At 51.2% G+C, this 22,582-nt stretch carries 24 protein-coding genes; 4 read left to right on the top strand and 20 right to left on the bottom strand.

Annotated features, from left to right (window positions below; genetic code table 11):
- Positions 1–11 precede the first annotated feature (11 nt).
- From A7Z06_RS02405 to A7Z06_RS02385, 5 genes are read right to left on the bottom strand one after another with little or no spacing between them, the layout of a single operon-like run.
- Positions 12–569 (bottom strand): YtfJ family protein, encoded by a 558-nt coding sequence (locus tag A7Z06_RS02405; protein ID WP_001141136.1) that lies wholly within the window; start codon positions 567–569, stop codon positions 12–14.
- Positions 569–1,405: a hypothetical protein gene (locus A7Z06_RS02400; RefSeq protein WP_000984959.1), complete on the bottom strand. Its 837-nt coding sequence runs from the start codon at positions 1,403–1,405 to the stop codon at positions 569–571. The genes A7Z06_RS02405 and A7Z06_RS02400 overlap by 1 nt, the downstream gene beginning before the upstream one ends.
- The gene (locus A7Z06_RS02395) at positions 1,405–2,754 is read right to left on the bottom strand and encodes a lipopolysaccharide biosynthesis protein (protein WP_000896848.1); all 1,350 of its coding nucleotides are present in this window, start codon (positions 2,752–2,754) and stop codon (positions 1,405–1,407) included. Before A7Z06_RS02395 ends, A7Z06_RS02400 begins: the two co-directional genes overlap by 1 nt.
- A gap of 45 nt (positions 2,755–2,799) precedes the next feature.
- On the bottom strand, positions 2,800–3,558 hold the full coding sequence (locus A7Z06_RS02390; RefSeq protein WP_024165222.1) for a hypothetical protein: 759 nt from the start codon (positions 3,556–3,558) through the stop codon (positions 2,800–2,802).
- Between the two features lie 31 nt (positions 3,559–3,589).
- A complete protein-coding gene (locus A7Z06_RS02385) occupies positions 3,590–4,303 on the bottom strand; it encodes a dTMP kinase (protein ID WP_105279326.1) in 714 nt (237 codons plus the stop codon).
- 173 nt (positions 4,304–4,476) lie between these two features.
- On the opposite strand from A7Z06_RS02385, the gene A7Z06_RS02380 reads away from it, so the two are divergent.
- Complete coding sequence (locus A7Z06_RS02380) at positions 4,477–5,169, top strand: dTMP kinase (protein WP_001190761.1); 693 nt, start codon at positions 4,477–4,479, stop codon at positions 5,167–5,169.
- A 48-nt stretch (positions 5,170–5,217) separates the two neighbouring features.
- Here the strand turns inward: A7Z06_RS02380 and pitB are convergent, their stop codons facing one another.
- Positions 5,218–6,717, bottom strand: a complete 1,500-nt coding sequence (gene pitB / locus A7Z06_RS02375) for an inorganic phosphate transporter PitB (RefSeq protein ID WP_000933310.1) — start codon at positions 6,715–6,717, stop codon at positions 5,218–5,220.
- A gap of 290 nt (positions 6,718–7,007) precedes the next feature.
- On the bottom strand, positions 7,008–8,867 hold the full coding sequence (gss, locus tag A7Z06_RS02370; protein ID WP_010347796.1) for a bifunctional glutathionylspermidine amidase/synthase: 1,860 nt from the start codon (positions 8,865–8,867) through the stop codon (positions 7,008–7,010).
- A 204-nt stretch (positions 8,868–9,071) separates the two neighbouring features.
- On the opposite strand from gss, the gene yghU reads away from it, so the two are divergent.
- Positions 9,072–9,938, top strand: a complete 867-nt coding sequence (yghU, locus tag A7Z06_RS02365; protein WP_000131798.1) for a glutathione-dependent disulfide-bond oxidoreductase — start codon at positions 9,072–9,074, stop codon at positions 9,936–9,938.
- Positions 9,939–10,070: 132 nt separating this feature from the next.
- On the opposite strand, the gene hybG is transcribed toward yghU, so the two are convergent.
- The 10 genes from hybG to yghX all read right to left on the bottom strand — a co-directional run bounded on the left by hybG (position 10,071) and on the right by yghX (position 18,216).
- Entirely contained in the window at positions 10,071–10,319 is a 249-nt protein-coding gene (gene hybG / locus A7Z06_RS02360) for a hydrogenase maturation factor HybG (RefSeq protein ID WP_000334896.1), read from the bottom strand.
- A gap of 128 nt (positions 10,320–10,447) precedes the next feature.
- On the bottom strand, positions 10,448–10,789 hold the full coding sequence (hypA, locus tag A7Z06_RS02355) for a hydrogenase maturation nickel metallochaperone HypA (protein ID WP_000544957.1): 342 nt from the start codon (positions 10,787–10,789) through the stop codon (positions 10,448–10,450).
- Positions 10,782–11,270, bottom strand: coding sequence for a hydrogenase-2 assembly chaperone (hybE, locus tag A7Z06_RS02350; RefSeq protein WP_000134014.1), 489 nt, complete (start codon positions 11,268–11,270; stop codon positions 10,782–10,784). Before hybE ends, hypA begins: the two co-directional genes overlap by 8 nt.
- Positions 11,263–11,757 carry a HyaD/HybD family hydrogenase maturation endopeptidase gene (locus A7Z06_RS02345; RefSeq protein ID WP_001221938.1) on the bottom strand — a complete coding sequence of 165 codons (495 nt, stop codon included), beginning with the start codon at positions 11,755–11,757 and terminating at the stop codon, positions 11,263–11,265. The genes hybE and A7Z06_RS02345 overlap by 8 nt, the downstream gene beginning before the upstream one ends.
- Complete coding sequence (hybC, locus tag A7Z06_RS02340; protein WP_000083078.1) at positions 11,757–13,460, bottom strand: hydrogenase 2 large subunit; 1,704 nt, start codon at positions 13,458–13,460, stop codon at positions 11,757–11,759. The genes A7Z06_RS02345 and hybC overlap by 1 nt, the downstream gene beginning before the upstream one ends.
- Positions 13,457–14,635: a Ni/Fe-hydrogenase cytochrome b subunit gene (hybB, locus tag A7Z06_RS02335; protein ID WP_000017694.1), complete on the bottom strand. Its 1,179-nt coding sequence runs from the start codon at positions 14,633–14,635 to the stop codon at positions 13,457–13,459. Before hybB ends, hybC begins: the two co-directional genes overlap by 4 nt.
- Positions 14,625–15,611, bottom strand: a complete 987-nt coding sequence (gene hybA / locus A7Z06_RS02330; RefSeq protein WP_085461189.1) for a hydrogenase 2 operon protein HybA — start codon at positions 15,609–15,611, stop codon at positions 14,625–14,627. Before hybA ends, hybB begins: the two co-directional genes overlap by 11 nt.
- A gap of 2 nt (positions 15,612–15,613) precedes the next feature.
- Complete coding sequence (hybO, locus tag A7Z06_RS02325; protein WP_000145410.1) at positions 15,614–16,732, bottom strand: hydrogenase 2 small subunit; 1,119 nt, start codon at positions 16,730–16,732, stop codon at positions 15,614–15,616.
- Positions 16,733–16,920: 188 nt separating this feature from the next.
- A complete protein-coding gene (yghW, locus tag A7Z06_RS02315) occupies positions 16,921–17,208 on the bottom strand; it encodes a DUF2623 family protein YghW (RefSeq protein WP_001059138.1) in 288 nt (95 codons plus the stop codon).
- Positions 17,209–17,328: 120 nt separating this feature from the next.
- Positions 17,329–18,216 (bottom strand): YghX family hydrolase, encoded by an 888-nt coding sequence (gene yghX, locus A7Z06_RS02310; RefSeq protein ID WP_010347804.1) that lies wholly within the window; start codon positions 18,214–18,216, stop codon positions 17,329–17,331.
- 156 nt (positions 18,217–18,372) lie between these two features.
- Between yghX and gpr the strand changes: the two genes are divergently transcribed.
- Positions 18,373–19,413 (top strand): L-glyceraldehyde 3-phosphate reductase, encoded by a 1,041-nt coding sequence (gene gpr / locus A7Z06_RS02305; protein ID WP_000262166.1) that lies wholly within the window; start codon positions 18,373–18,375, stop codon positions 19,411–19,413.
- Positions 19,414–19,452: 39 nt separating this feature from the next.
- Here the strand turns inward: gpr and A7Z06_RS02300 are convergent, their stop codons facing one another.
- Entirely contained in the window at positions 19,453–19,947 is a 495-nt protein-coding gene (locus A7Z06_RS02300; RefSeq protein ID WP_000439331.1) for a TIGR00645 family protein, read from the bottom strand.
- Between the two features lie 190 nt (positions 19,948–20,137).
- Between A7Z06_RS02300 and yghA the strand changes: the two genes are divergently transcribed.
- Positions 20,138–21,022: an NADP(+)-dependent aldehyde reductase gene (gene yghA, locus A7Z06_RS02295; protein WP_000018749.1), complete on the top strand. Its 885-nt coding sequence runs from the start codon at positions 20,138–20,140 to the stop codon at positions 21,020–21,022.
- Positions 21,023–21,180: 158 nt separating this feature from the next.
- Here the strand turns inward: yghA and exbD are convergent, their stop codons facing one another.
- Positions 21,181–21,606, bottom strand: a complete 426-nt coding sequence (exbD, locus tag A7Z06_RS02290) for a TonB system transport protein ExbD (RefSeq protein ID WP_001240714.1) — start codon at positions 21,604–21,606, stop codon at positions 21,181–21,183.
- A gap of 6 nt (positions 21,607–21,612) precedes the next feature.
- Positions 21,613–22,347 (bottom strand): tol-pal system-associated acyl-CoA thioesterase, encoded by a 735-nt coding sequence (exbB, locus tag A7Z06_RS02285; protein ID WP_000527844.1) that lies wholly within the window; start codon positions 22,345–22,347, stop codon positions 21,613–21,615.
- Between the last annotated feature and the right edge of the window lie 235 nt (positions 22,348–22,582).

Raw genomic sequence — 22,582 nt, 5'->3', positions numbered from 1 at the left:
CTTTGAGTTTTTTATTCATTGATCAGCTTCTGCGCCAGCGCAATAACATGATCTACCTCTTCCGGCGTCAGGCTGCCGTCCTTTGCCCACTGAATTTGCCCGGCTTTATTCAATACCAGAATGGTTGAACTCTGCTCCGGTAATAGCCAGGCAACCCGTCCCAGACCATTGCCGTCAATAACGAATTGCGCCCATGGATAGCGGCGTTTATTTTTCTCGATTTTACCGCTCACAAAATAGCCTGTACCAAAGATAGCATCATCGGTATTCACAATGGTGGTGGGCTGAAAACGATCCTGCGGAAAGTTCGCCACTTCTACTGCTTTGATTAACAGTGAGTTCTTTTTCTTTGCCGACTTGCGCCCGGCGATATACTGGATAATGCGGACTTTTCCCTTCAGTTGCGTACTGTTCCACTTTTGGTAGTAAATTTCGTCGTTATTAAGCAGTAGCTCGCCGCCTTCCTGGATATAAACAGGCGTAACCTGCTTCCCATTGATGAAATTATGCGCCGCCGTGCCTGGTGCTAAGAGTGCGATAATCAGAGCGACAATCCGACGAGATGGCATTATTGCTCCGGATATAGCGGAAAACGCGAGATAAGCAGCTCTAAACGCTGGCGAATATCGCTATCCAGCGCCACCGGTGCGTCATATGACCGGCGGTTTTCCATATCATCCGCCACCATGTCGTCGTGTTTATCCCCCATCAGACCATTAATGGCAGCGAGGAAGCGAGAAATCTGTAACGCCTCTTTATTTTCAGGATCAAGCGATCTTAGGGTGTCGTAATAAGAAACCTGCTGACTGATGATTTTTCGCACATCATGAAATTCCCTGCCGGTTAGTCGCGGTTTGGCAATAATCTCTTTCAGGATATGCATTTGCTTTTGCCGATAGGCAATAAAACCGTTCACGCTTTCTAACTGGCTATGGCGTAATGACCAGTTCACTAACGACCAGACCGGAGAGCTTAAATAAATCCGTAACAGGTTACCGTAATACGACACGATATTTTTCTTACCGTTACGAAAACCATCCTGAAAATGGCCCAGACATACCGTCGTTTTGCCGAATAAAAATCCGGCCTGATGCTTCTTTAAATACAACCGTTGAGCAAAACGTAAATGCTTATAGCGCGCTCGCATGTATTTAAATTGTTTGCGCTCATCAGCCGTAAGTCCCTCGCCTTTGGCTTGTTTATGGATTAAACGCAGCAACTCCTTATGATCAACGCCATTTAGCCAGAATTGCAGGCATAACGCGTAATTATCATGGATGATTTCGGCGGTACAACCCAGGGCGATTGTCGGCGGCAAACTGACCTGCGCGTCAACAACATCATCTTCCTCAATCGCAACAAATAAACGCTCGCTCGCCTCAAGCGGGAAATATTTTCTCATCATCAGGATTTCTCTCCGGCTGCGTTATAAAGCAATGAATGGCGCTGAAAGAACGCCTTTAAGGTCGGAATTAGTGAGAGCGCCACGTCCAGACATTGACCGCCGAAATAAGCAAACGCTGCTCCCAGCACGCCAAACAGATGACAAAACATGAACAGCAAAACGATGTAGCCGATTGAAGCGATGGTTTGCGCCACGAGGAAGGCTCGCTGTTTACCCGCCATCAATAGCAATGACTCCTGCGGGAAGCCCAGCATCGAAATAACAATCGCGCCAAGCATCACCTGGATCAGGTCATATGCTTCGAGATATTTGACGCCAAATACCAGCGAAATGAGCGGCTTGCCGACGATTAGCACCGCGAGCGCCACCAGAACACCGATTCCGCCAGCCAGTAACCCTGACTTCACGCCTAACAACCACGGTCTGGTAGTGCGCGGATCTAAGCGCATTACTTCTGGATAAAAACTTTTACCCAGCAAACCCGCCGGCGTCCCGGCTGCGTCGAAGAATGTCATGGCAATTTTAAATAACCCGGCTGCGGCTGGCCCCAACACAATCCCCACCAGCACTGTGCTGCACGAGTTACGCGCCGACCAGATGGAGTGGGCAATGTTGGTTGACCAGACAAAACTCCACGCCCCTTTGATGTGTCGGGCAGACTCGAACAGATTCAATTTAAACGCGTTATGGATATTTCTGCGGCGCAATTCGCGCGCAGCAAACCACCAGTACATGGTGCCGCCAACCAGATTCGAGGCGTACCAGGCTATAACAAACCCCGCAAAACCAAAGTTAAAATACCAGGCGATTACGCTCCCCGCTGCGCGCAGAAAAGGCTTCGTCGCCTGCTGTACAGCAATCAAATCGAAGCGATCTACCGCACGCAGAATGCCGGTCGGCGTGGAGGAAGCCATTGAAGGAATGAGCGTGCAATAGAGCGCCGCCAGCCAAAAACTTTGGTCATCCAGACCTAATGAGTGAGAAAGAAATGGCAGTAAGGCAATGCCGCCGACAATCGCCACCGCGCCGCTGACGATATCCAGCGAAAAGGAAAACGAGACGACATTGCGAAATTGTTGGGGATTATTGTTGGTTAAGGCTGGCGTTCCGTACTGCACTACCAACTGCCATGTCTGAAACTTAATAAAATCGCTGATCGACTTGGCATACGATAGCACAATCACCAGTACGCCAAACATCGCTGGCGTCATCCCTTTACCAGCGCACGAGAGCGCCAGTAAGCCCAGCAAGGCGCTCACGACATTGCTGGAGCCTAACCAGGCGCTATTGCGAATAATGGTGCGAAAGGCTCCATCTGCAAACCAATGTTTGATGTTAAAACCCGCCAATTCAGCCTGACCTTATCGTTGAAAAATGAAAAATAGGCACCAGCCTTAAGTTAAACTTCGGCGATCAGAAACGATGGCCACCAGAGAAACCGCTTTCTGCGCCTGTTCCAGCACGTCGCTGTAGGGCGCTCTGGAATCAATCTCAAGAATTTTTGTGCCGTTATAGCCAATCTTCGACATGACGCCGATTTTGTCCTGCAACTCGGCATAGTCGTGATCTGGCTTGCGGGAGATGGCAGTATCAATATCAATGCCCAGACGAATAATTAATTCAGGACGATATTGCGCCATTTGTTGATATAAGCGTCGCTCGCGCTGCGCCAGAAACATGTTGATTTTGCCGCTGGCACGTTCGACGCCAATCCCCGGTCCGTCATAATAAAAACCGGAAATTTCAGCCTGCGGAAAGCGATCGCTGACCACCAGAACGCCACTTTGCGCCAGCCGCTGAACCTTGCGCAGATTCGTCATTCTTCGCAGCGAGAAGCAATACATAATCAACGCCGCCCATAGCGCCGGAGATTTGGTTTTCATGCTTTGGGTTTTCGAGGATTTGGCCGCCAGACGCCGTTCCAGCCAGACGCCAACGAGCGGCAAGCGTTTAATTTTGTCGCCGTCTTCGCCGGATAGCAGCCCCAGATAACGACGCTCAGTTTGCCAGTGTTGTTGCAGCGATTTAACCAAATCGGTGGTTAGCGTAGATTTACCGGTGCCATCGCACCCGACCACCGCAATCAGCCCTGGAATGTAGTTGGGTTGCGGCGCGGTTGTACTGTTAACAGTTTGCGTTTGTAGTGCATCCATTCGTTCAATCATCCCTTATCCATTTTGGTGATCAGAAAAGCGCGGCGTGAATCGCGCATAATGAGGCTTGCAGGATTTCATCAGCAGGTTGTCGCCCGTCCAGTTCCAGTATCTTTGCGCCATTGAACGTCAGTTGTAGCGTAACGGCGATTTTTTCCTGTAACGCCGCCAGTTGATGATCGGGTTTGCGGGAAAATGCCGTCTGTTCATCAATAGCAAGACGAATCAATAACACGGGCAAATAAGACGCCATCCACTGGTATAGTTTCAGCTCGCGTTGCCTTAACATTTTTATCCAGCCGTTACCGCCAGAGGTTTTTGCCAGTTGCGGATCATCAAAGCGAAAACCTGGCACTTCGACCTGTGGGTAACGGTCGGTAATCAACAGATAACCCTGCTGGCTTTTACGCAACATTTTGCGAAACTTGTAGGCTCGCCAGCAGGAAAGCAAATAAATAACCAGTGCGGTAATATTGCCAGGCGGCGTTGACGGCTTTTCATGCACATGTGCCGCTTTACCCCGCAGATAACGCCCAAAAGGTGCACCAATAATGGGGAGCTGTGATATCCATTCGCCAATTCTCCCGGAAGACTGCCCGAGATAAATGTGTTCTGTTGGCATTTTTGTTGCCAGTTCATTCACCAGACTTGCTGTGAGAGTCGATTTACCTGAACCATCACACCCCACAATGGCAATAACACGCACTGGCGTGGAATTAATTATTGACATATTACGTTGATTCACGAAAAACCCGGCAGCAAATAATGTATTGAATATTACGTGGTCCGTGCTCAGAATATCTGCTCAATCTTATTGTGACAATGGTTAATTGTGGTATTGACCTGAATTACACTTTCATAAAAACATATTAATCAAATAAATATTTTGGGTGGATATTTAAATTTAAGGATATATTCATGCAGTCAATAACCCCTCCATTAATTGCCGTTATTGGTAGCGATGGTTCAGGCAAGTCAACGGTGTGTGAACATCTTATTACCGTTGTCGAAAAATATGGTGCCGCCGAAAGAGTTCATCTTGGAAAACAGGCAGGGAATGTCGGACGCGCGGTGACAAAACTACCGTTGATGGGAAAATCCCTGCATAAAACCATTGAAAAAAATGAAGTGAAAACGGCAAAAAAATTACCGGGGCCGGTTCCGGCGCTGGTAATTACGGCGTTTGTTGCCCGTCGCTTACTGCGCTTTCGTCATATGCTCGCCTGTCGTCGTCGCGGGTTAATTGTTTTAACCGACCGTTTTCCGCAGAACCAAATTCCTGGCGCTTACGATGGTACGGTGTTTCCACCTAACGTTAAAGGCGGTCGTTTTGTCTCATGGCTGGCAAGCCAGGAACGTAAAGCGTTTCACTGGATGGCAAGTCATAAGCCTGATTTGGTTATCAAACTCAATGTTGACCTTGAAGTTGCCTGCGCGCGTAAACCCGACCATAAACGGGAATCGCTGGCAAGGAAGATTGCCATAACGCCACAGTTAACCTTTGGCGGTGCACAACTGGTTGATATCGATGCCAACCAGCCGCTGGAACAGGTACTCGTTGACGCAGAAAAAGCGATTACGGATTTTATGACAGCACGGGGTTATCACTAATCAGAGATGAAAATGCCCGATCGCCAGTACCGGGCATTTTCAGGAAGGTTAAATTAACTGCAATGCTATCCAGTACAAACTACCAGACAGAAAAATCGCCGCCGGTAAGGTAAACACCCACGCCATCAGGATGCTGGTTACCGTTTTACGCTGTAAGCCTCCACCATCCACGACCATCGTCCCTGCTACCGCCGAAGAAAGTACGTGTGTTGTGGAAACTGGCATCCCAATATAACTGGCAAGGCCAATAGATACCGCCGCCGTCATCTGCGCCGCCATGCCTTGCGCATACGTCATGCCACGCTTACCAATCTTCTCACCGATGGTCATCGCCACACGACGCCAGCCAATCATGGTGCCAATACCCAGCGCCAGTGCCACCGCCATAATGATCCACACCGGAGCGTATTCAATGGTACTTAACATATCGCTGCGCAGTTTTTTCAGCAGGTTCTGGTCTTCTTTACTGACGCCTGGCAGTTTCGCCAGCTTCGCGGAAGTATCAGAGATGCAAAGCATAATGCGGCGCAGCTGGCTGCGCTGACTCACGCTTAACGGCTCATAGCTTTCCATATTGCCCGGCAACATCGTTTTAACGCGCGCGATGGCATCAAAGGTATTTGCCGGATGACAGTGAAACTCCGTCACTTGTGTGCCATCCGTCTGAGTCGCAGGCAGCGGGGGTTCCATCGTAATCAATTTCTGCGGCAATTCAGGATGCTGTTGCAGATAATGTTCAAAGTTAGTGACAGCATCGCGGGTACGGGTAATTTCATAGCCGGAGGCGTTCATATTGACGACAAACCCGGCGGGCGCAATTCCCACCAGCACCAGCATCACCAGACCGATCCCTTTTTGTCCATCGTTCGCACCATGCGAAAACGCCACGCCCGCAGCGGAAACAATCAGTGCAATACGCGTCCAGAATGGCGGTTTACGTTTGCCTTTTTTCTTTTTGCGATCTTCAGGAATGCGGTGAATACGGTCACGCTTTTTCGTGCCGCTCCAGAAGCGACGCAGCAGGAAAATCAGTCCTCCCGCAATCACCAGCCCCACAATTGGGGAGACAATCAGTGAGGAGAAAATCTTGGTCACTTCACGCAGATTTAACGCGTCCATCACCGATGAGCCGGTTAACATCGCATTAGTTAAACCGATGCCGATAATCGCGCCAATTAAAGTATGCGAACTGGAGGCCGGTAAACCAAAAAACCACGTTCCCAGATTCCAGATAATCGCCGCCAGCAGCATGGAAAAGACCATCGCCAGACCGTGGGTTGACCCCATATTCAGCAGCAAATCGGTTGGCAACATATGGACGATGGCATAGGCGACGCTAAGTCCGCCAAGCAATACGCCAAAAAAGTTAAAAAATGCCGCCATCACCACAGCAAGTTGTGGTTGCATGGCACGGGTATAAATAACGGTTGCCACCGCATTTGCCGTGTCATGAAAACCATTGATTGCTTCGTAGAACAACACAAATGCCAGAGCAAGTAATAACAAAAGCCCCGTATATATATCAAGGCCAACAAATAAATTTAGCATATATTAGATTACGCCATTTTGAATTTACGAACGGAGGCATTATCAGTGACTTTCACGGCGCGGGCAAAGTGAAATATCATTTTTAACGATAAAAAGAGTGTTATTTCTTGTGTATCAGACAATAAGCATTCATTCAAAATTATTAGATATAATTAATACACAGACATTTCGTCAGTCCATATATTCATGCGTGAAATGAATAAATAATAAAATATATAAACATTAAATATTTTGATTAATCCCCGTACTGATTACTCTTTATAATCAGTACGAGGTTGCTACAACATGTATTACTCTTTCACCACAATTAACGGTTCAATATCACTCTCTTTTTTGATGACCAGTGATTCATCGCCGCGCAAGCAAGTCCCGCCATAGTTGCCGCCAACGGTGAAGGTACATACCTGGATGTATTTACCGTCCACTTTCGGCAAGCACCACAACTGTTGATAGATGTTTTTCTGCTCGGCAAATTTACCGCTGGTCTGATCAAGCACCTCTTCATGATGGCTGACGAGGTCAATATTGCTGCCACAGCGACCGGCAATCGGCTTCACGGCATAACCGGTTTTCACCAGTTCATCATTAACAGTGAAATCAGTATCCAGCAGATAGCGATGGTGCGGGAACAGCGACCAGAGGATCGGCAGAATCGCTTTGTTGCCGGGGATCACCGTCCACAGCGGCTCAAAGACCAGCACTTCCGGGCGCAGCAATACGTCGATAAGACGCACTTCATTTTGCGGATGCCCGGTACGAATCGGCACCGCAGCAAACTCACGGTCGCTGACTTCACGAATCTGATCAAACGCCGTTTCCCACGCCCAGGTTTTCCATACGCAGTTAACCAGTCGCCCTTCCCCATCAATCAGTTGCCCGGCAGCATCCCAGCCCAGTTCATCCAGCCCGCGCAAGATACGCGTTTCAAAGCCCGCCTGTTGCAGCGCCTGCTCCATAAACTGCGCGTGATAGTTCTCCTCGATATCTTTGTCCTGCATGATATGGACAAATGGACGTGCACGACTGTGTTTCCATGCGCCTGCCAGTTCGTTAATCAGCCCTTCCGCCGGATTGAAGCCGTTGCCTTTATAGCCTTGCTCCGTCCAACGTTCGAGGATCAAGCCCGCTTCAGTATGACAAGAGGCGGAATCGGCATTGTATTCGTAGACCTTCAGGCCACGCTCATCCATACAGAAATCCATGCGACCAGTGATCATATGGTGCCGGCGACGCTGCCAGGAGAGGCGCAAACGCGGCCAGAGGATTTTTGGAATATCGAACAATGCCAGCAGGTTGTCATCTTTCAGCACCTTATCGGTAGCGTGAAGATACATCAGGTGCAGCTCGTTGGTAGCTTTAATCAGCTCCTGCTCGGCACTCTCGGTAATGGTGTAATAATGATATGGATCCTGATTGATCACCTGACCGTTGGCCTGCACATAGGCGTTTTGTAGCGGATCTTTTTCATCCAGCCATTTACCGTCAAACTGGCCTTTGTTTTCCAGGCGCGCTCCGCTGATTTTCAGCAGCTCGCCTGCAATTTCCGGCTGCGGTAAGCTGTATTCAGTATCTTCCGTCTGGATCATCCAGCCCAGAATGGTGGTGTCATCAAACGTGTCTTTGAGGGTATAGCAGCCGTTTTCGACCACCATCTCCAGTTCGCGTGTCCACTGCTGCCCTTGCGGCAACGGGGAATGAATCACGTTTTGTTCAGCAATGCGAACTTTGTTGCCATGCAATTGGGTAATGATGGCGACATGGCCGGTGTCTTTAAATTCTCCGCCTTTATCCCAGATAAGAAGCGCACCCGCGACTGGCGCACGCGGCGAACCGTTAGGAAATGCCTGCAACGGCAGGATGTTGTCGTTAACCACTTCACGCAGAAAGCGCAGCGAGAAAATCTCCCACGCCATACCCACGTCTGTGAAGACCACACCGTAATTCAGAAAGAGAAAACGGCGAGCAAATTCAACGCATTGCCATTTGTGGCCCATATATTCGTCGTCGATATAGCTACGGAATACGGCGTCATCTTCGTATTCCTGCGGATCGAGAGAACTGTAATCTGAAGAGTAGATTGCTACACCACCTGGGGCGTAGCCCAATAATGTCCCGAACGGGGCATCCTGGCTGGTCGTTCCTTTGCTCATCACTTTACCTTTAACAATACAACCTAAGCAGTTGGCGTAATTGTTGTGCTCTGATTACCTGCTCAGCGACATTAACCGGACAGAGGTCTGACTTATCATACACCTCAACGCAGCGGCTGGCGCAAAGGGTTAAAAAATTCACAATCTGTATAGCAATCGAACTGCTACACTGCTTCAACACTACCACTCAGAAGGCAATTCAGTATGACAGACAATACTTATCAGCCCGCGAAAGTCTGGACGTGGGATAAATCTGCTGGCGGCGCATTCGCCAATATCAATCGCCCGGTTTCTGGCCCGACGCATGAAAAAACGCTGCCGGTTGGCAAGCACCCGTTACAGCTCTATTCTCTGGGCACGCCAAACGGTCAGAAAGTAACGATTATGCTTGAGGAGCTGCTGGCGCTGGGCGTTACTGGTGCAGAGTACGACGCCTGGCTGATTCGCATTGGCGATGGCGATCAATTCTCCAGCGGCTTTGTGGAAGTGAATCCGAACTCGAAGATCCCCGCGCTGCGCGATCATACGCATAATCCGCCAATCCGCGTGTTTGAGTCTGGTTCGATCCTGCTTTATCTGGCAGAGAAATTTGGCTACTTCTTGCCGCAGGATTTGGCAAAACGGACGGAAACACTGAACTGGTTGTTCTGGTTACAGGGCGCTGCGCCGTTCCTCGGCGGTGGTTTTGGTCACTTTTACCATTACGCGCCGGTGAAAATTGAGTACGCCATCAACCGCTTTACCATGGAAGCCAAGCGCCTGCTCGACGTGCTTGATAAGCAACTGGCGCAGCATAAGTTTGTTGCGGGCGATGAGTACACCATTGCTGATATGGCAATCTGGCCGTGGTTTGGCAACGTGGTGTTAGGCGGCGTATATGATGCCGCAGAGTTTCTTGATGCGGGCAGTTATAAGCACGTGCAACGCTGGGCGAAAGAAGTGGGCGAACGTCCGGCGGTGAAGCGTGGGCGTATTGTTAACCGCACCAACGGACCGCTGAACGAGCAGTTGCATGAGCGCCATGACGCCAGTGATTTTGAGACGAATACGGAAGATAAGCGTCAGGGGTAAGGGTTGGTGTTCGTCGCAGCAAGCCATAAAGGCCGATGTAGACCGGATAAGGCGTTTACGCCGCATCCGGCAATCGAGCACAATGCCTGATGCGACGCTGCCGCGTCTTATCAGGCCTACGAAAGCTAATTTTCACGCGCTGGTAATGTCGTAATCCATTTGGCGCAGTGCGTCTAATGTGGCTTTGGCTTCGTCTTCGTCGATGATACTCATGGCAAATCCGACGTGCACCAGTACCCACTGACCCAGCAGATCGGCAGGGTTACCTTCGCAAATCAGCGCGATATTCACGTCGCGCTTGATACCACATACTTCAACCTGCGCAAGCTGGTGAATATCTTCACCGACAGCCAGCACCTGGCCTGGAACGCCAATACACATTGTTAACTCCGGTTATTTCGATTGCAGACAAACGCGAAAAAAACCTTTGGGTGTTTCCCCTCACCTTACCCCTCTCCCCGGAGGGGCGAGGGAACCGTCCGTGCGCTTTTCAGGCGTTGTCCGCAGTCTTATTCAACTTCAATACTTTTGACGATCAGCGAATCGCCGGTATCGACACGCAACCGCTCGCCATGACAGAGCGGGCACTGCGCATCGTGCTGATGAATCTCCACTACCTGGCTGCAATCCCAACACCAGGCCTGGGCGGGTTTATAGACGATATGTAAATCGCACCCTTGCGCCACCGTTCCCTGGCAGACAATTTCAAAACTAAAACGGACGGCGCTCTCCTCAACGCAGGAGAGCGCGCCAATTTCCAGCCACACGGCGGTGACGCGCTTAACATCGTGCTGCTCCGCCTGCCGTTGGATAATCTCAACGGCGCTCTGGCAAAGCGACAACTCATGCATTTTCGCCACTCCTGCGACCAAACAGCAGGGCGCGACGCCCTGCGTGTGGTACATCCGGATTGGTGACCGGCAGCGAAAGGATCATTCGCGCACAGTCATCCGTCAGGCGTTGACCCTCTTCAATCGACATGCTGTGCGAAAGCGGCGACATCAGCGAGCAGGAGAGGTATTGCGAAACACCGTCCAGTTCACCAACGGTAAAGGTCATAGTGCCATACGGCAGTTGCAGACCGATTTTTTCACTCACTTTGCGCAGCGGCCAGAGTTGATCCGGGCCGGGGAAGATAACTGCACTCAGCATCCACGGGGTGATCACACACCCCGTCCACTGACCTTCGAACAGCGTAAAGTCGGAAACATACACCGGCATTGAAGGATGCAGAAAAGAAAGATCGTGCATCGAACGCCGGGCAATTTCTTCAAACGCTGCCTGTACTTGCGCCTTCGGGGAGGTCTGGAAACCTGCTATCTCTTCAGTCATGAGCAGCCTCCCGTGGGATAGCTTCCACGCCTGATTCGCGCAACGCAGCCAGAACCTGCTCAAGCGCAGGTTCAATCATCGCTTCTACCGTCGGCGTCAAGCCGATGTGCGGCTCCAGTGATTCCGGGATCACGCCGACCAGCGTCAGCTTTTTCGGAAACTCGCCGGTGAAGCGCAGGGCCGACAATACGTCGGCCAGGCCAAGCTGATGCGGAGAGATTTTGTTAGTAAACAACGCCGGAACTTCTTCATCCCGCAGGATCATCATCGTTCCCGGCGCGTTCTTTTTCGACACAATGGCATCCGCAATGATCAGATGATCGCGATTTGCCATGTCGCCAAGCAGCTCCATTCCCGCCGTGCCGCCATCGAGGATTTCAACATAATCCGGCAGAATGTATCGTTGCTCTAACGCTTCGACAATCCGCACACCGATGGCTTCATCGGTCAGCAAAATATTGCCGACCCCTAAGACTAAAATACGCATTACAGAACCTTCACTGAAACCACTTCGTTGCCGTCGGCATCCACTACGTGTACCGCGCAGGCCATGCACGGGTCGAAGGAGTGAATGGTACGCACCACTTCCAGCGGTTTATTCGGATCAGCAACCGGCGTGCCTACCAGCGACTGTTCGTAAGGGCCGACGTCATCATTGAAGTTACGCGGGCCAGAGTTCCAGGTTGACGGAACAACTGCCTGATAGTTGCTGATGATACCGTCTTTGATCACCATCCAGTGAGAGAGCATACCGCGCGGTGCTTCAAGGAAGCCAACGCCTTTGAACTCACCCGTTGCCGGAATGTTCGGCTTCACGAACGTGGTGTGGTCGCCTTTGCCGATATTGGTGATCAGTGCACTGTATTGATTTTGCAGGATATCCTGCAATTCGCAGCAGTGAACAGTACGACCAATAATACGCCCCAGCGTGGAGTGCAGTTGCGCCACTTCCAGCGTGTTGCCAGTCAGTTTCTGATAAATTGCAACGATTTCATTCAGTTTGTTCTGGGTAGACTCGCGTCCTGCCGCCAGTTTCACCAGCATGTTCGCCAGCGGACCCACTTCTACCGTTTTGCCGTAGAAAGTCGGTGATTTCACCCACGAGTATTTACCGTCGTCAGACCAGCCATCATAAGCAGGAATGGTTGTGCCTTCCCACGGTGCCTGCGGTGCTTCGTCTTTATACCAGGAGTGCTTCGCGCTTTCCTGAATCCCTTTGATCAGGTATTCATCGGAATGGGAAGTGATCGGACGATACGAGGACAGATCCGCATTCTCAATGTAGCCGCCTGGGAACAGGAAGCTACCGTTTTTGCTGTCGGTCGGGAATTCCGGCACGCTCAGGTAGTTCACTGCACCTTTACCGCGTTCCAGCCATTCAGGGTAGAACGCGGCGATAACTGCGGTATCAACCTTGTAAACCTGCTCAACAAAGTCGCTCAGCTTGTCGATGAAAGACTTGATGTACATCAGGCGCTCAAGGTTCAGCACGCCCAGACCGTCGAGGTTGATTGGGTTAGCGACCCCACCTACCGCCAGGTTCTGAATGTGCGGCGTTTTACCGCCCAGCAGAGCCACGACGCGGTTAGCGTCACGCTGGCACTCCAGCGCCTGCAGGTAGTGAGCTACCGCAATCAGGTTCACTTCCGGCGGCAGTTTCATCGCCGGGTGACCCCAGTAGCCGTTGGCGAAAATACCCAACTGACCGCTGGCAACCAGCTCTTTGATCTTGTTCTGAACTTTGGTGAACTCTTCCGGACTGTTCAGATGCCAGGTCGAAACGCCTTTCAGCATTTCGGAGGCTTTGGTTGGGTCAGCTTGCAGTGCAGAAGTGATGTCCACCCAGTCCAGCGCCGAAAGCTGATAGAAATGAACGATATGGTCATGCGTGGTGTGCGCAGCCAGAATGATGTTACGGATGTATTGCGCGTTAACCGGAACGTCGATATTCAGCGCACTCTCTGCCGCACGAACGGAAGACAGCGCGTGAGTGGTAGTACATACGCCACAGATACGTTGCACAATCATCCATGCATCGCGCGGATCGCGGTTTTTCACGATCTCTTCCATGCCGCGCCACATGGTTCCGGAAGCCCATGCTTTCGAAACGACGCCATTTTCGATTTCGCAATCGATGCGTAAATGCCCTTCAATACGGGTTACCGGATCAATAGTAATTCTCTGGCTCATGCTTTGCTCGCCTCATGACGATTATGATCGTTTTGTTTTAAAGGAGGAAGTATCGGCAGTAGACGAATGAGTACGATGTAAGCGCAAATCTCAATAGCCACAAAACCAATAGAAATCAACAGTTCTTCCCAGGTCGGGAAGTAGGCGTAACCGCCGCCTGGGTTAAATGCCACCAGCGAATAGGTCAGACGCCAGGTTGCACAACCTAACAGCGCGCTCAGTGCTGACAGGAACAGCATACGGGAATCATTGCGCAGCTTCGCCACACGCAGAACGACCAGCGGGAAGAGCATCAGCAGGACTTCAATCCAGAACATCACGGAGTAGAAGTCACCGGCAAACGCTAAGGACAGCTTGTCACGATAGATTAGCTCACCAAAGCGCAGCACGATGAAAATCGCCAGCAACACACTGATGGTGTTGGTCAGCTTGACGAACAGGCTCTTCTCATCCGGACCATTGCCGCGCAGACCCGCCTGCACCAGCGAACCTTCAAAGATGACAATCGAGAAGCCCATGATGAACGCCGTCAGCAGCGAGAACAGCGGCAACATTTCATAGCTCTGCCACAGCGGATGCACCTTGTAGCCCGCCGAGATCATCAGCGACCCCATTGAAGACTGGTGCATGGTCGGCAGCAGCGCACCAAGCGCGATGATGAAGAACATCACCTTGTTCAGACGTTTGAGCGACACCTTCCAGCCCAGACGTTCAAACAGTGCCGGAGCAAACTCCAGTGCCATCACGCCGATGTAGATAGTCATACAGACCGCCGTCTCGAACAGTACCGAGTTCACGTTGAAGTGACCCGGAATGTAGAAGTACGGCAGGTTCCAGTAGCGACCCACGTCGATAGTGATCGACAAGCCACCCAGTGAGTAACCAAACAGACTCGCCAACAGCGCCGGACGCACCAGCGGATGGTATTGCCCACGGTTAAAGACGTATACCGCCCACGCCAGCGCCCAGCCGCCACAGGCAAAGCCGGTGCCGATCAGCAGGTCAAACGCGATCCACACGCCCCACGGGAAGCCGCCGTTCAGGTCGGAGACAGAGCCCAGACCGAACACCAGACGTTTCACAATCAGGAGCATACAGATGACGATTAACGGTCCAAAAATCATGACCGGTTTACTGATGATTTTGCCGCCCAGCGGTTGTGGATCATGACTCATGATCGTCTCCTCCGTCGTGATGGTCGTTTTTGGTGTTGCGACGAACCAGCACGGTTAAGCCCGCCAGCACAGCCAGTGGTAGCATCATGCCTTTATACAGGGTGTGTTGAATATTTTCGGAACGCGCACCGGTAGAAAGATCGTCCAGCTTCGGTAGGTCGAGATTTTCATAAGGAACACCCGTCAGTACCAGAACCTGAGTACCGCCGCCCTCTTTCTCGCCGTACAGATGCGGATAATATTTCGGCACCATGTGCAGGTAAGTGTCGCCAGATTTCAGCGTCTGACGCGGATAGTGGTATTCGCTGCCTGGCTTCAGTGCCAGACGTTTTTTCGCCTCAGCCATCAGCTCTTCACGAGTACCAAAAATCACCGCGCCCGCCGGGCACACTTCTACGCAGCCAGGCAGACCGCCTTTATCGAGACGTTCCACACCTTTCTGGTTGCACAGCTCGCACTTATGCAGCGCACCAAACGGGTTGTTGTAGTCGTACTTCGGCACGTTGTACGGGCAGGCAACCATGCAGTAACGGCAGCCGGTGCACACGTCTTTGTCGTAATGGACAATGCCGGTTTTCGGATCTTTTTTCAGTGCGGAGACCGGGCACACAGAGACACAGTTCGGATCGACGCAATGCATACACTGTTTCTTAATGTACGCGTAGCCGTTCTCTTCCTGGTCTTTGTTGACCCCCGTGCCGCTGGTCCACACCTGAATGATGTTATTGGTGTATGGCGACAGTTTGTCGTTGTTCGACCAGGTCTGTTCCCCTTGTGGGTTACGTTCAGGGAAGTTGATATCCTGACACTTGGTGACGCAAGCCTGGCAGCCTACGCACAAGGTCGAGTCATACAACATACCCAGCGATCCCGGAATTGGCGGGCGGTTTTCAGCAGCCGCATGGCTGACCGACGGCAACGCGCCCGTCAGCAATGCCCCGCAGGAGGCTGCTTTAATAAAATTACGTCTGTTCACGGTTATTCTCCCCGTGAGTCAGCGTTATCTTTCTTTTGCTGACGACCCAGTTCACGCACCGCCATCACGCTGACACCGGCAACCAGCCCAACCACGCCGCCAAGCAAACCGATAGCGCCCGCAGAGACGTTGCCGCCTTCTTTAGCATTCACGTCCGGTTTTTGTGAGCGTGGCGTCTGATTTTCGACGTTGGCAAGCTGATGGATGCCTTTATGGAAGCCGATACCTTCTTCGTTACAGCCATAGCACGGGTGACCAATCGCCACCGGCCACACGCCGCCAACGTCGCAGAATTGCAGCGTTGAGCAGTTGCCGTAAGTTTCAGGGCCTTTACAGCCAAGGTGGTACAGGCACCAGCCTTCGCGGTGGCCTTCATCACCGAACTCTTTGGCAAAACGACCAGCATCGAAGTGCGGGCGACGTTCGCAGTGTTCGTGAATCAGACGGCCATAGGCGAAGGTCGGACGATTTTTGTCATCCAGTTTCGGCGGTTTGCCGTAAGTGATGATGTGCGCAACGGTCGCAAGGAAGTTGTGCGGGTTCGGCGGACAGCCTGGAATGTTGATAACGGTTTTGCCCGGCAGAACTTCTTGCAGGCTGACCGCGCCGGTGGGGTTAACCCCAGCTGCGGCGACACCGCCCCACGCGGAGCAAGAACCGATAGCAATAATGGCTGCTGCGCCTTCCGCCGCTTTGCGGATGTGATCCACAATCGGCTCACCGGCAACCATGCAGTAAATACCATTATCTTTTAATGGGATGGAACCATCCACAACCAACACATACTGCCCTTTATACTTCTCAAGCGCGTTATGTTTGTTCTCTTCAACCTGATGGCCGAATGCGGCGGAAAGGACTTCGTGATACTCCAGAGAGATGGTCTCCAGCACGAGGTTTTCTACCGTTGGATGCGTTGCACGAAGCAGAGATTCCGTACAACCGGTGCATTCCTGCGCGCCAATCCAGATAACCGGCGGGCGCTGCGGGTTAGTGACCGATTCGGCCATCTCTGCGGCGGCTTTGCTACTCAGCCCCATGGTGGCGGCTAATGCTGCACAAAGCTTCATGAAATCACGACGATTAATGCCGTGAGAATGGATGAGGGTGTTATCTCCAGTCATTTATAGTTATTCCGTTGCGAAGACCTGGCATATATTTTGCCTCAACCGCAAAATCAATAATGCGATCGATGCGCCATTTACCACACATTTATTATGGTTATCATTGTCATGATACTGCGGCGGGGCGCTAAAACGAAGGGAAGAAGCATTAGTGTAATTAATTAAAGCAAGATAATACGTATGTTTGATCAATTTTCGAGGCGATAACCAGCCATAAAAAATCGTAATGTAGAACAGGAATTATTCTCACGAAAGAAATCCATTACCATCTCTTTATCCAGTCCATAACGGCGCGTCAGAATACCCGCTTCCCAGGCACTGAGCTGGCGGTCACCGGTCTTTTTATACATCCGGTGCGAGTAGCCTAATACAAATCCACGCTTATAATCAGCACAGAATTTAGTCACATTAACCGCACTGTCGGCATGTGTTGCTTTTAATCCCGCCATTAAGCCTTTACCAAAATGGTTATTCATCGTTTTGCCCTTAAACGTTATATATGAACTTATATAGCGATATTTTAGGCAAAGAACGACTTTTGCGCACGCTATTTTTTTCAGCATGTTAAGAATGTTATCCAGAAAGAGATAAACCCATCAGGAGAGATATTTGTCGAACCATTTCAGCGTCCTTTGCCAGGCAAGATCGGCGGCAGATTTGTCATAACGGGGCGTGGAATCATTATGGAATCCGTGATTAACCCCCGGATAAATATACGCCTCATAGACCTTATTATTCGCTTTCAACGCCGCCTCATAAGCAGGCCAGCCTTCGTTGATTCGGGTGTCCAGTTCAGCGTAGTGAAGCAGTAAAGGTGCCTCGATTTTCGCCACATCAGCGGTGGGTGCCTGGCGACCATAAAACGGCACCGCGCAGGCCAGTTCCGGATATGCCACCGCAGCCGCGTTTGAGACACCACCGCCATAGCAAAATCCAGTAATACCCACTTTGCCCGTGGCTTGCTGATAGCGTTGCATAAACTCAATTGCGGCAAAGAAATCATTCATCAACTTAGTCGGATCGACCTGCTGTTGCAGCTCACGACCTTTATCATCGTTCCCCGGATATCCACCCACGGAGCTTAAACCGTCTGGCGCCAGGGCGATGTACCCTGCCTTCGCCACTCGCCGTGCCACATCTTCGATATACGGATTCAGTCCACGATTCTCATGCACCACCACCACGGCTGGCGTTTTGCCGCTCATCTTCGCGGGCTTCACCAGATAACCCCGTACCTCGCCGTGACCATTTGGCGAAGGATACGTGATGTACTCAGCAACAATTTCCGGGTCGGTAAACTCTACCTGAGTCGCCAGCGCATAATTTGGCTTGAGCAAATCAAACAACGCTAATGCCGTCATCCCGCCCACCGCATACTTCGCCGCAAGGTTGAGGAACTCACGTTTCGAGATTTTCCCATGAGCGTAATAGTCGTAGTAATCCAGCAACTCTTGTGGGAAATCTTTGGCGGTTAAACGCGGCATCGTTGCACTCCTCAACTGGTGTTTTTTTAAGCAAAGCATAAGCACGTGTTTTTGCCCAGTTTTTCGTCACTCTGTGAGCCACACTACGGGATACACGCTGGCGAATCGCTAAACTAGAAACATTGTTTCGAAATTGAACGGTTGAAAGGAGAGGTCATGGTCTGGTTAGCAAATCCCGAACGTTACGGGCAGATGCAATACCGCTATTGCGGAAAAAGCGGTTTACGCCTGCCCGCGTTATCGCTCGGTTTATGGCACAATTTCGGTCACGTTAACGCGCTGGAATCACAGCGTGCGATCCTGCGTAAAGCGTTTGATTTAGGCATTACGCACTTTGATTTAGCCAACAATTACGGGCCGCCTCCAGGAAGCGCAGAAGAGAACTTTGGTCGCCTGCTGCGGGAGGATTTTGCCGCTTATCGCGATGAACTGATTATCTCAACCAAGGCTGGCTACGATATGTGGCCCGGCCCTTACGGCTCTGGCGGTTCACGTAAATACCTGCTCGCCAGCCTCGACCAAAGCCTGAAGCGTATGGGTCTGGAATATGTCGATATTTTTTACTCTCATCGCGTCGATGAAAATACGCCGATGGAAGAAACCGCCTCTGCGCTGGCTCATGCTGTGCAAAGCGGTAAGGCGCTTTATGTCGGGATCTCCTCTTACTCGCCAGAGCGGACGCAAAAAATGGTCGAGTTACTGCGCGAGTGGAAAATTCCGCTGTTAATTCATCAACCTTCGTACAATTTACTGAACCGCTGGGTAGATAAAAGCGGCCTGCTGGATACCCTGCAAAATAACGGCGTGGGCTGCATTGCCTTTACTCCTCTGGCTCAGGGATTGCTGAGCGGAAAATATCTCAACGGTATTCCGGAGGATTCACGGATGCATCGCGAAGGTCATAAAGTTCGTGGTCTGACGCCGAAAATGCTCACCGAAGCCAACCTCAACAGCCTGCGCTTATTGAATGAAATGGCACAGCAGCGTGGACAATCAATGGCGCAAATGGCGTTAAGCTGGTTGCTGAAAGATGAGCGAGTGACGTCGGTATTGATTGGTGCCAGCCGTGCGGAGCAACTGGAGGAGAACGTGCAGGCGCTGAATAATCTGACGTTTAGCACCGAGGAGTTAGTGCAGATTGACCAGCATATCGCCGATGGCGAGCTGAATCTGTGGCAGGCGTCGTCCGATAAATAACATGTTAATAACGGGCGCGAGAACCGCGCCCGAATCAGATCAGTGATTATGGCGAGTCAGTCGGTCAAGATAGCCCATCACAAACGCAGAGAGCACAAACGTCAGATGGATAATGACGTACCACATCAGTTTGTTATCAGGCACGTTTTTCGCATCCATAAAGACGCGCAGTAAGTGAATGGAAGAGATTGCCACAATCGACGCTGCTACTTTGTTTTTCAGCGACGTTGCGTCCATTTTCCCCAGCCAGTTCAGCTTCTCTTTGTTCTCGGAGATATCAAGCTGCGAGACGAAATTCTCATAACCGGAAAACATCACCATCACCAGCAAACCGCCAACCAGCGTCATATCCACCAGCGACAGCAACACGAGGATCAAATCAGATTCCGCCATCGAGAAGATATTCGGTAGTACGTGAATAATCTCCTGGAAGAACTTCAGCGCCAGGGCAACTAACGCCAGCGAAAGGCCAAAGTACACGGGGGCAAGCAGCCAGCGAGAAGCATACATTGCATTTTCAAGAAAACGTTCCATACATTCCTGTCGTGTAGTTAAAACGGGCAACAGTATATCGCAATTGAGTAAACAGCGCGCAACAGCAAATCAACATATACGTTAAACCTTTGTCGCATAATTCTGAGGTTTAGGGATCTTCCTGGTTCCCTGATTAACGCATCGAGAGCGTCTACCCTTAAAGGACGTTGAACCTGAAGGGAGAAAAGCGATGTCTCATTTAAAAGACCCGACCACGCAGTATTACACTGGTGAATATCCCAAACAGAAACAACCGACGCCAGGCATCCAGGCGAAGATGACGCCGGTGCCGGATTGTGGCGAGAAAACTTATGTTGGTAGCGGTCGCCTGAAAGATCGTAAAGCACTGGTGACAGGGGGCGATTCTGGTATCGGTCGTGCTGCCGCCATCGCTTACGCGCGTGAAGGCGCTGACGTGGCGATCAGTTATCTTCCGGCGGAAGAAGAAGACGCTCAGGATGTGAAAAAGATCATTGAAGAATGCGGACGCAAAGCCGTTCTGCTGCCAGGCGATTTAAGCGATGAGAAATTCGCCCGTTCGCTGGTTCACGAAGCGCACAAGGCGTTAGGCGGGCTGGATATTATGGCGCTGGTCGCCGGGAAACAGGTTGCCATTCCTGATATTGCAGACCTCACCAGCGAACAGTTTCAAAAGACCTTTGCCATTAACGTTTTCGCGCTGTTCTGGCTAACCCAGGAAGCGATCCCCCTGCTGCCAAAAGGTGCCAGTATCATCACCACTTCGTCAATCCAGGCATACCAGCCAAGCCCGCATTTACTGGACTATGCGGCTACGAAGGCGGCGATTCTGAACTACAGCCGTGGCCTGGCAAAACAGGTCGCGGAGAAAGGTATTCGGGTGAATATTGTTGCGCCAGGCCCGATCTGGACAGCACTGCAAATTTCCGGCGGACAGACGCAGGATAAGATCCCGCAGTTCGGCCAGCAAACACCAATGAAGCGTGCGGGGCAACCGGCGGAACTGGCCCCTGTATATGTTTACCTGGCAAGTCAGGAGTCGAGCTACGTCACCGCAGAAGTGCATGGCGTGTGCGGCGGCGAGCATTTAGGCTAAAAAAATGCCCGGTTGTGAAAAGCAACCGGGCATCATCGTACTTTTAACGCTTGCCGGGTGCGGCGTGAACGCCTTATCCGGCCTACATGTCATGCAAATTCAACACGTTGCGATAGATTTGTAGGCCTGATAAGCGTAGCGCATCAGGCAATTCTGCTTTACTTCGCTTTGGCAGTTTCTTCGCCGACCAGACCTATCTTCAGGTAACCCGCCTGATGCAGCGTATCCATGACCTTCATCAACGTCTCGTAATCAACGGTTTTATCCGCACGGAAGAAGATGGTGGTATCTTTCTTACCTTCGGTTAACGCATTCAGCGCCGTAACCATCGTTTCATCGGTGACCGGATCGTTACCGATAAACATCGAGTTGTCCGCCTTCACCGACAGATAAACCGGTTTTTCCGGGCGCGGCTGCGGCGTGCTGGTAGAAGCAGGCAAGTTCACCTTCACATCTACCGTCGCTAACGGTGCCGCCACCATAAAGATAATCAGCAAAACCAACATCACGTCGATAAACGGCGTCACGTTGATATCATGCATTTCGCCGTTATCGTCGAGGTTTTCGTTAAGATGCATTGCCATAGCGCATTACCCTGCACGTAATTTCTGTGCGACACGAACCGGATGCGCAGCGGCGCTGGCTTCCAGATCCAGGTCACGACTTTGCAGCAACAATACCTGCGCTGCAACATCACCCAGCATCGCTTTAAAGCCGCCAATCTGGCGCGCGAATACGTTATAGATAACGACCGCCGGAATCGCTGCCACCAGACCGATTGCTGTTGCCAACAATGCTTCTGCGATACCCGGCGCAACCACCGCCAGGTTGGTGGTCTGCGTTTGCGCAATACCGATAAAACTGTTCATGATGCCCCAGACCGTACCAAACAGCCCCACAAACGGCGAAATCGCGCCAATGGTTGCCAGATAGCCGTTACCGCGTCCCATTTGACGCCCCACAGCGGCGACCCGACGCTCCAGGCGGAAGCTGGTACGCTCTTTAATACCTTCGTTATCGTCGCTGCCTTCTGACAGTTCCAGCTCGTTCTGCGCTTCATTGAGCAAATGCAGGCTTAAGCTTTTGCTACCAAAATCAGCGGCGATATCGTTGGCCTGGTTTAGGGAACGCGCTTCAGCCAGCAGTTGCTGCTCGCGCTTAAGACGGCGCTTCTGATTGAAGAACTCTACGCTCTTACTGAAGAAGATTGCCCAAGTGACAACGGAGGCCAAAATAAGCCCAATCATCACGCACTTAACGACAATATCGGCGTGCTGATACATACCCCAGACGGAAAGGTCCGTCTGCATTAAATTATTACCCACTGTGTATCTCCAGGACGCAAGTCACAAAATCTGCGCATAATAATATCAAAACGACGTCGAATTGATAGTCGTTCTCATTACTATTTGCATACTGCCGTACCTTTGCTTTCTTTTCTTTGCGTTTACGCAGTAAAAAAGCCACCAGAACGCCATTTGCGAAAATTTTCTTCTTTATGCCAATTCTTCAGGATGCGCTCGCTGTTATTCATGCTAGTTTAGACATCCAGACGTATAA

The sequence above is a fragment of the Escherichia sp. MOD1-EC6819 genome (assembly GCF_002965765.1).
Lineage (GTDB): Bacteria > Pseudomonadota > Gammaproteobacteria > Enterobacterales > Enterobacteriaceae > Escherichia > Escherichia ruysiae.
This window is presented reverse-complemented; position numbering and strand designations above follow the sequence as displayed.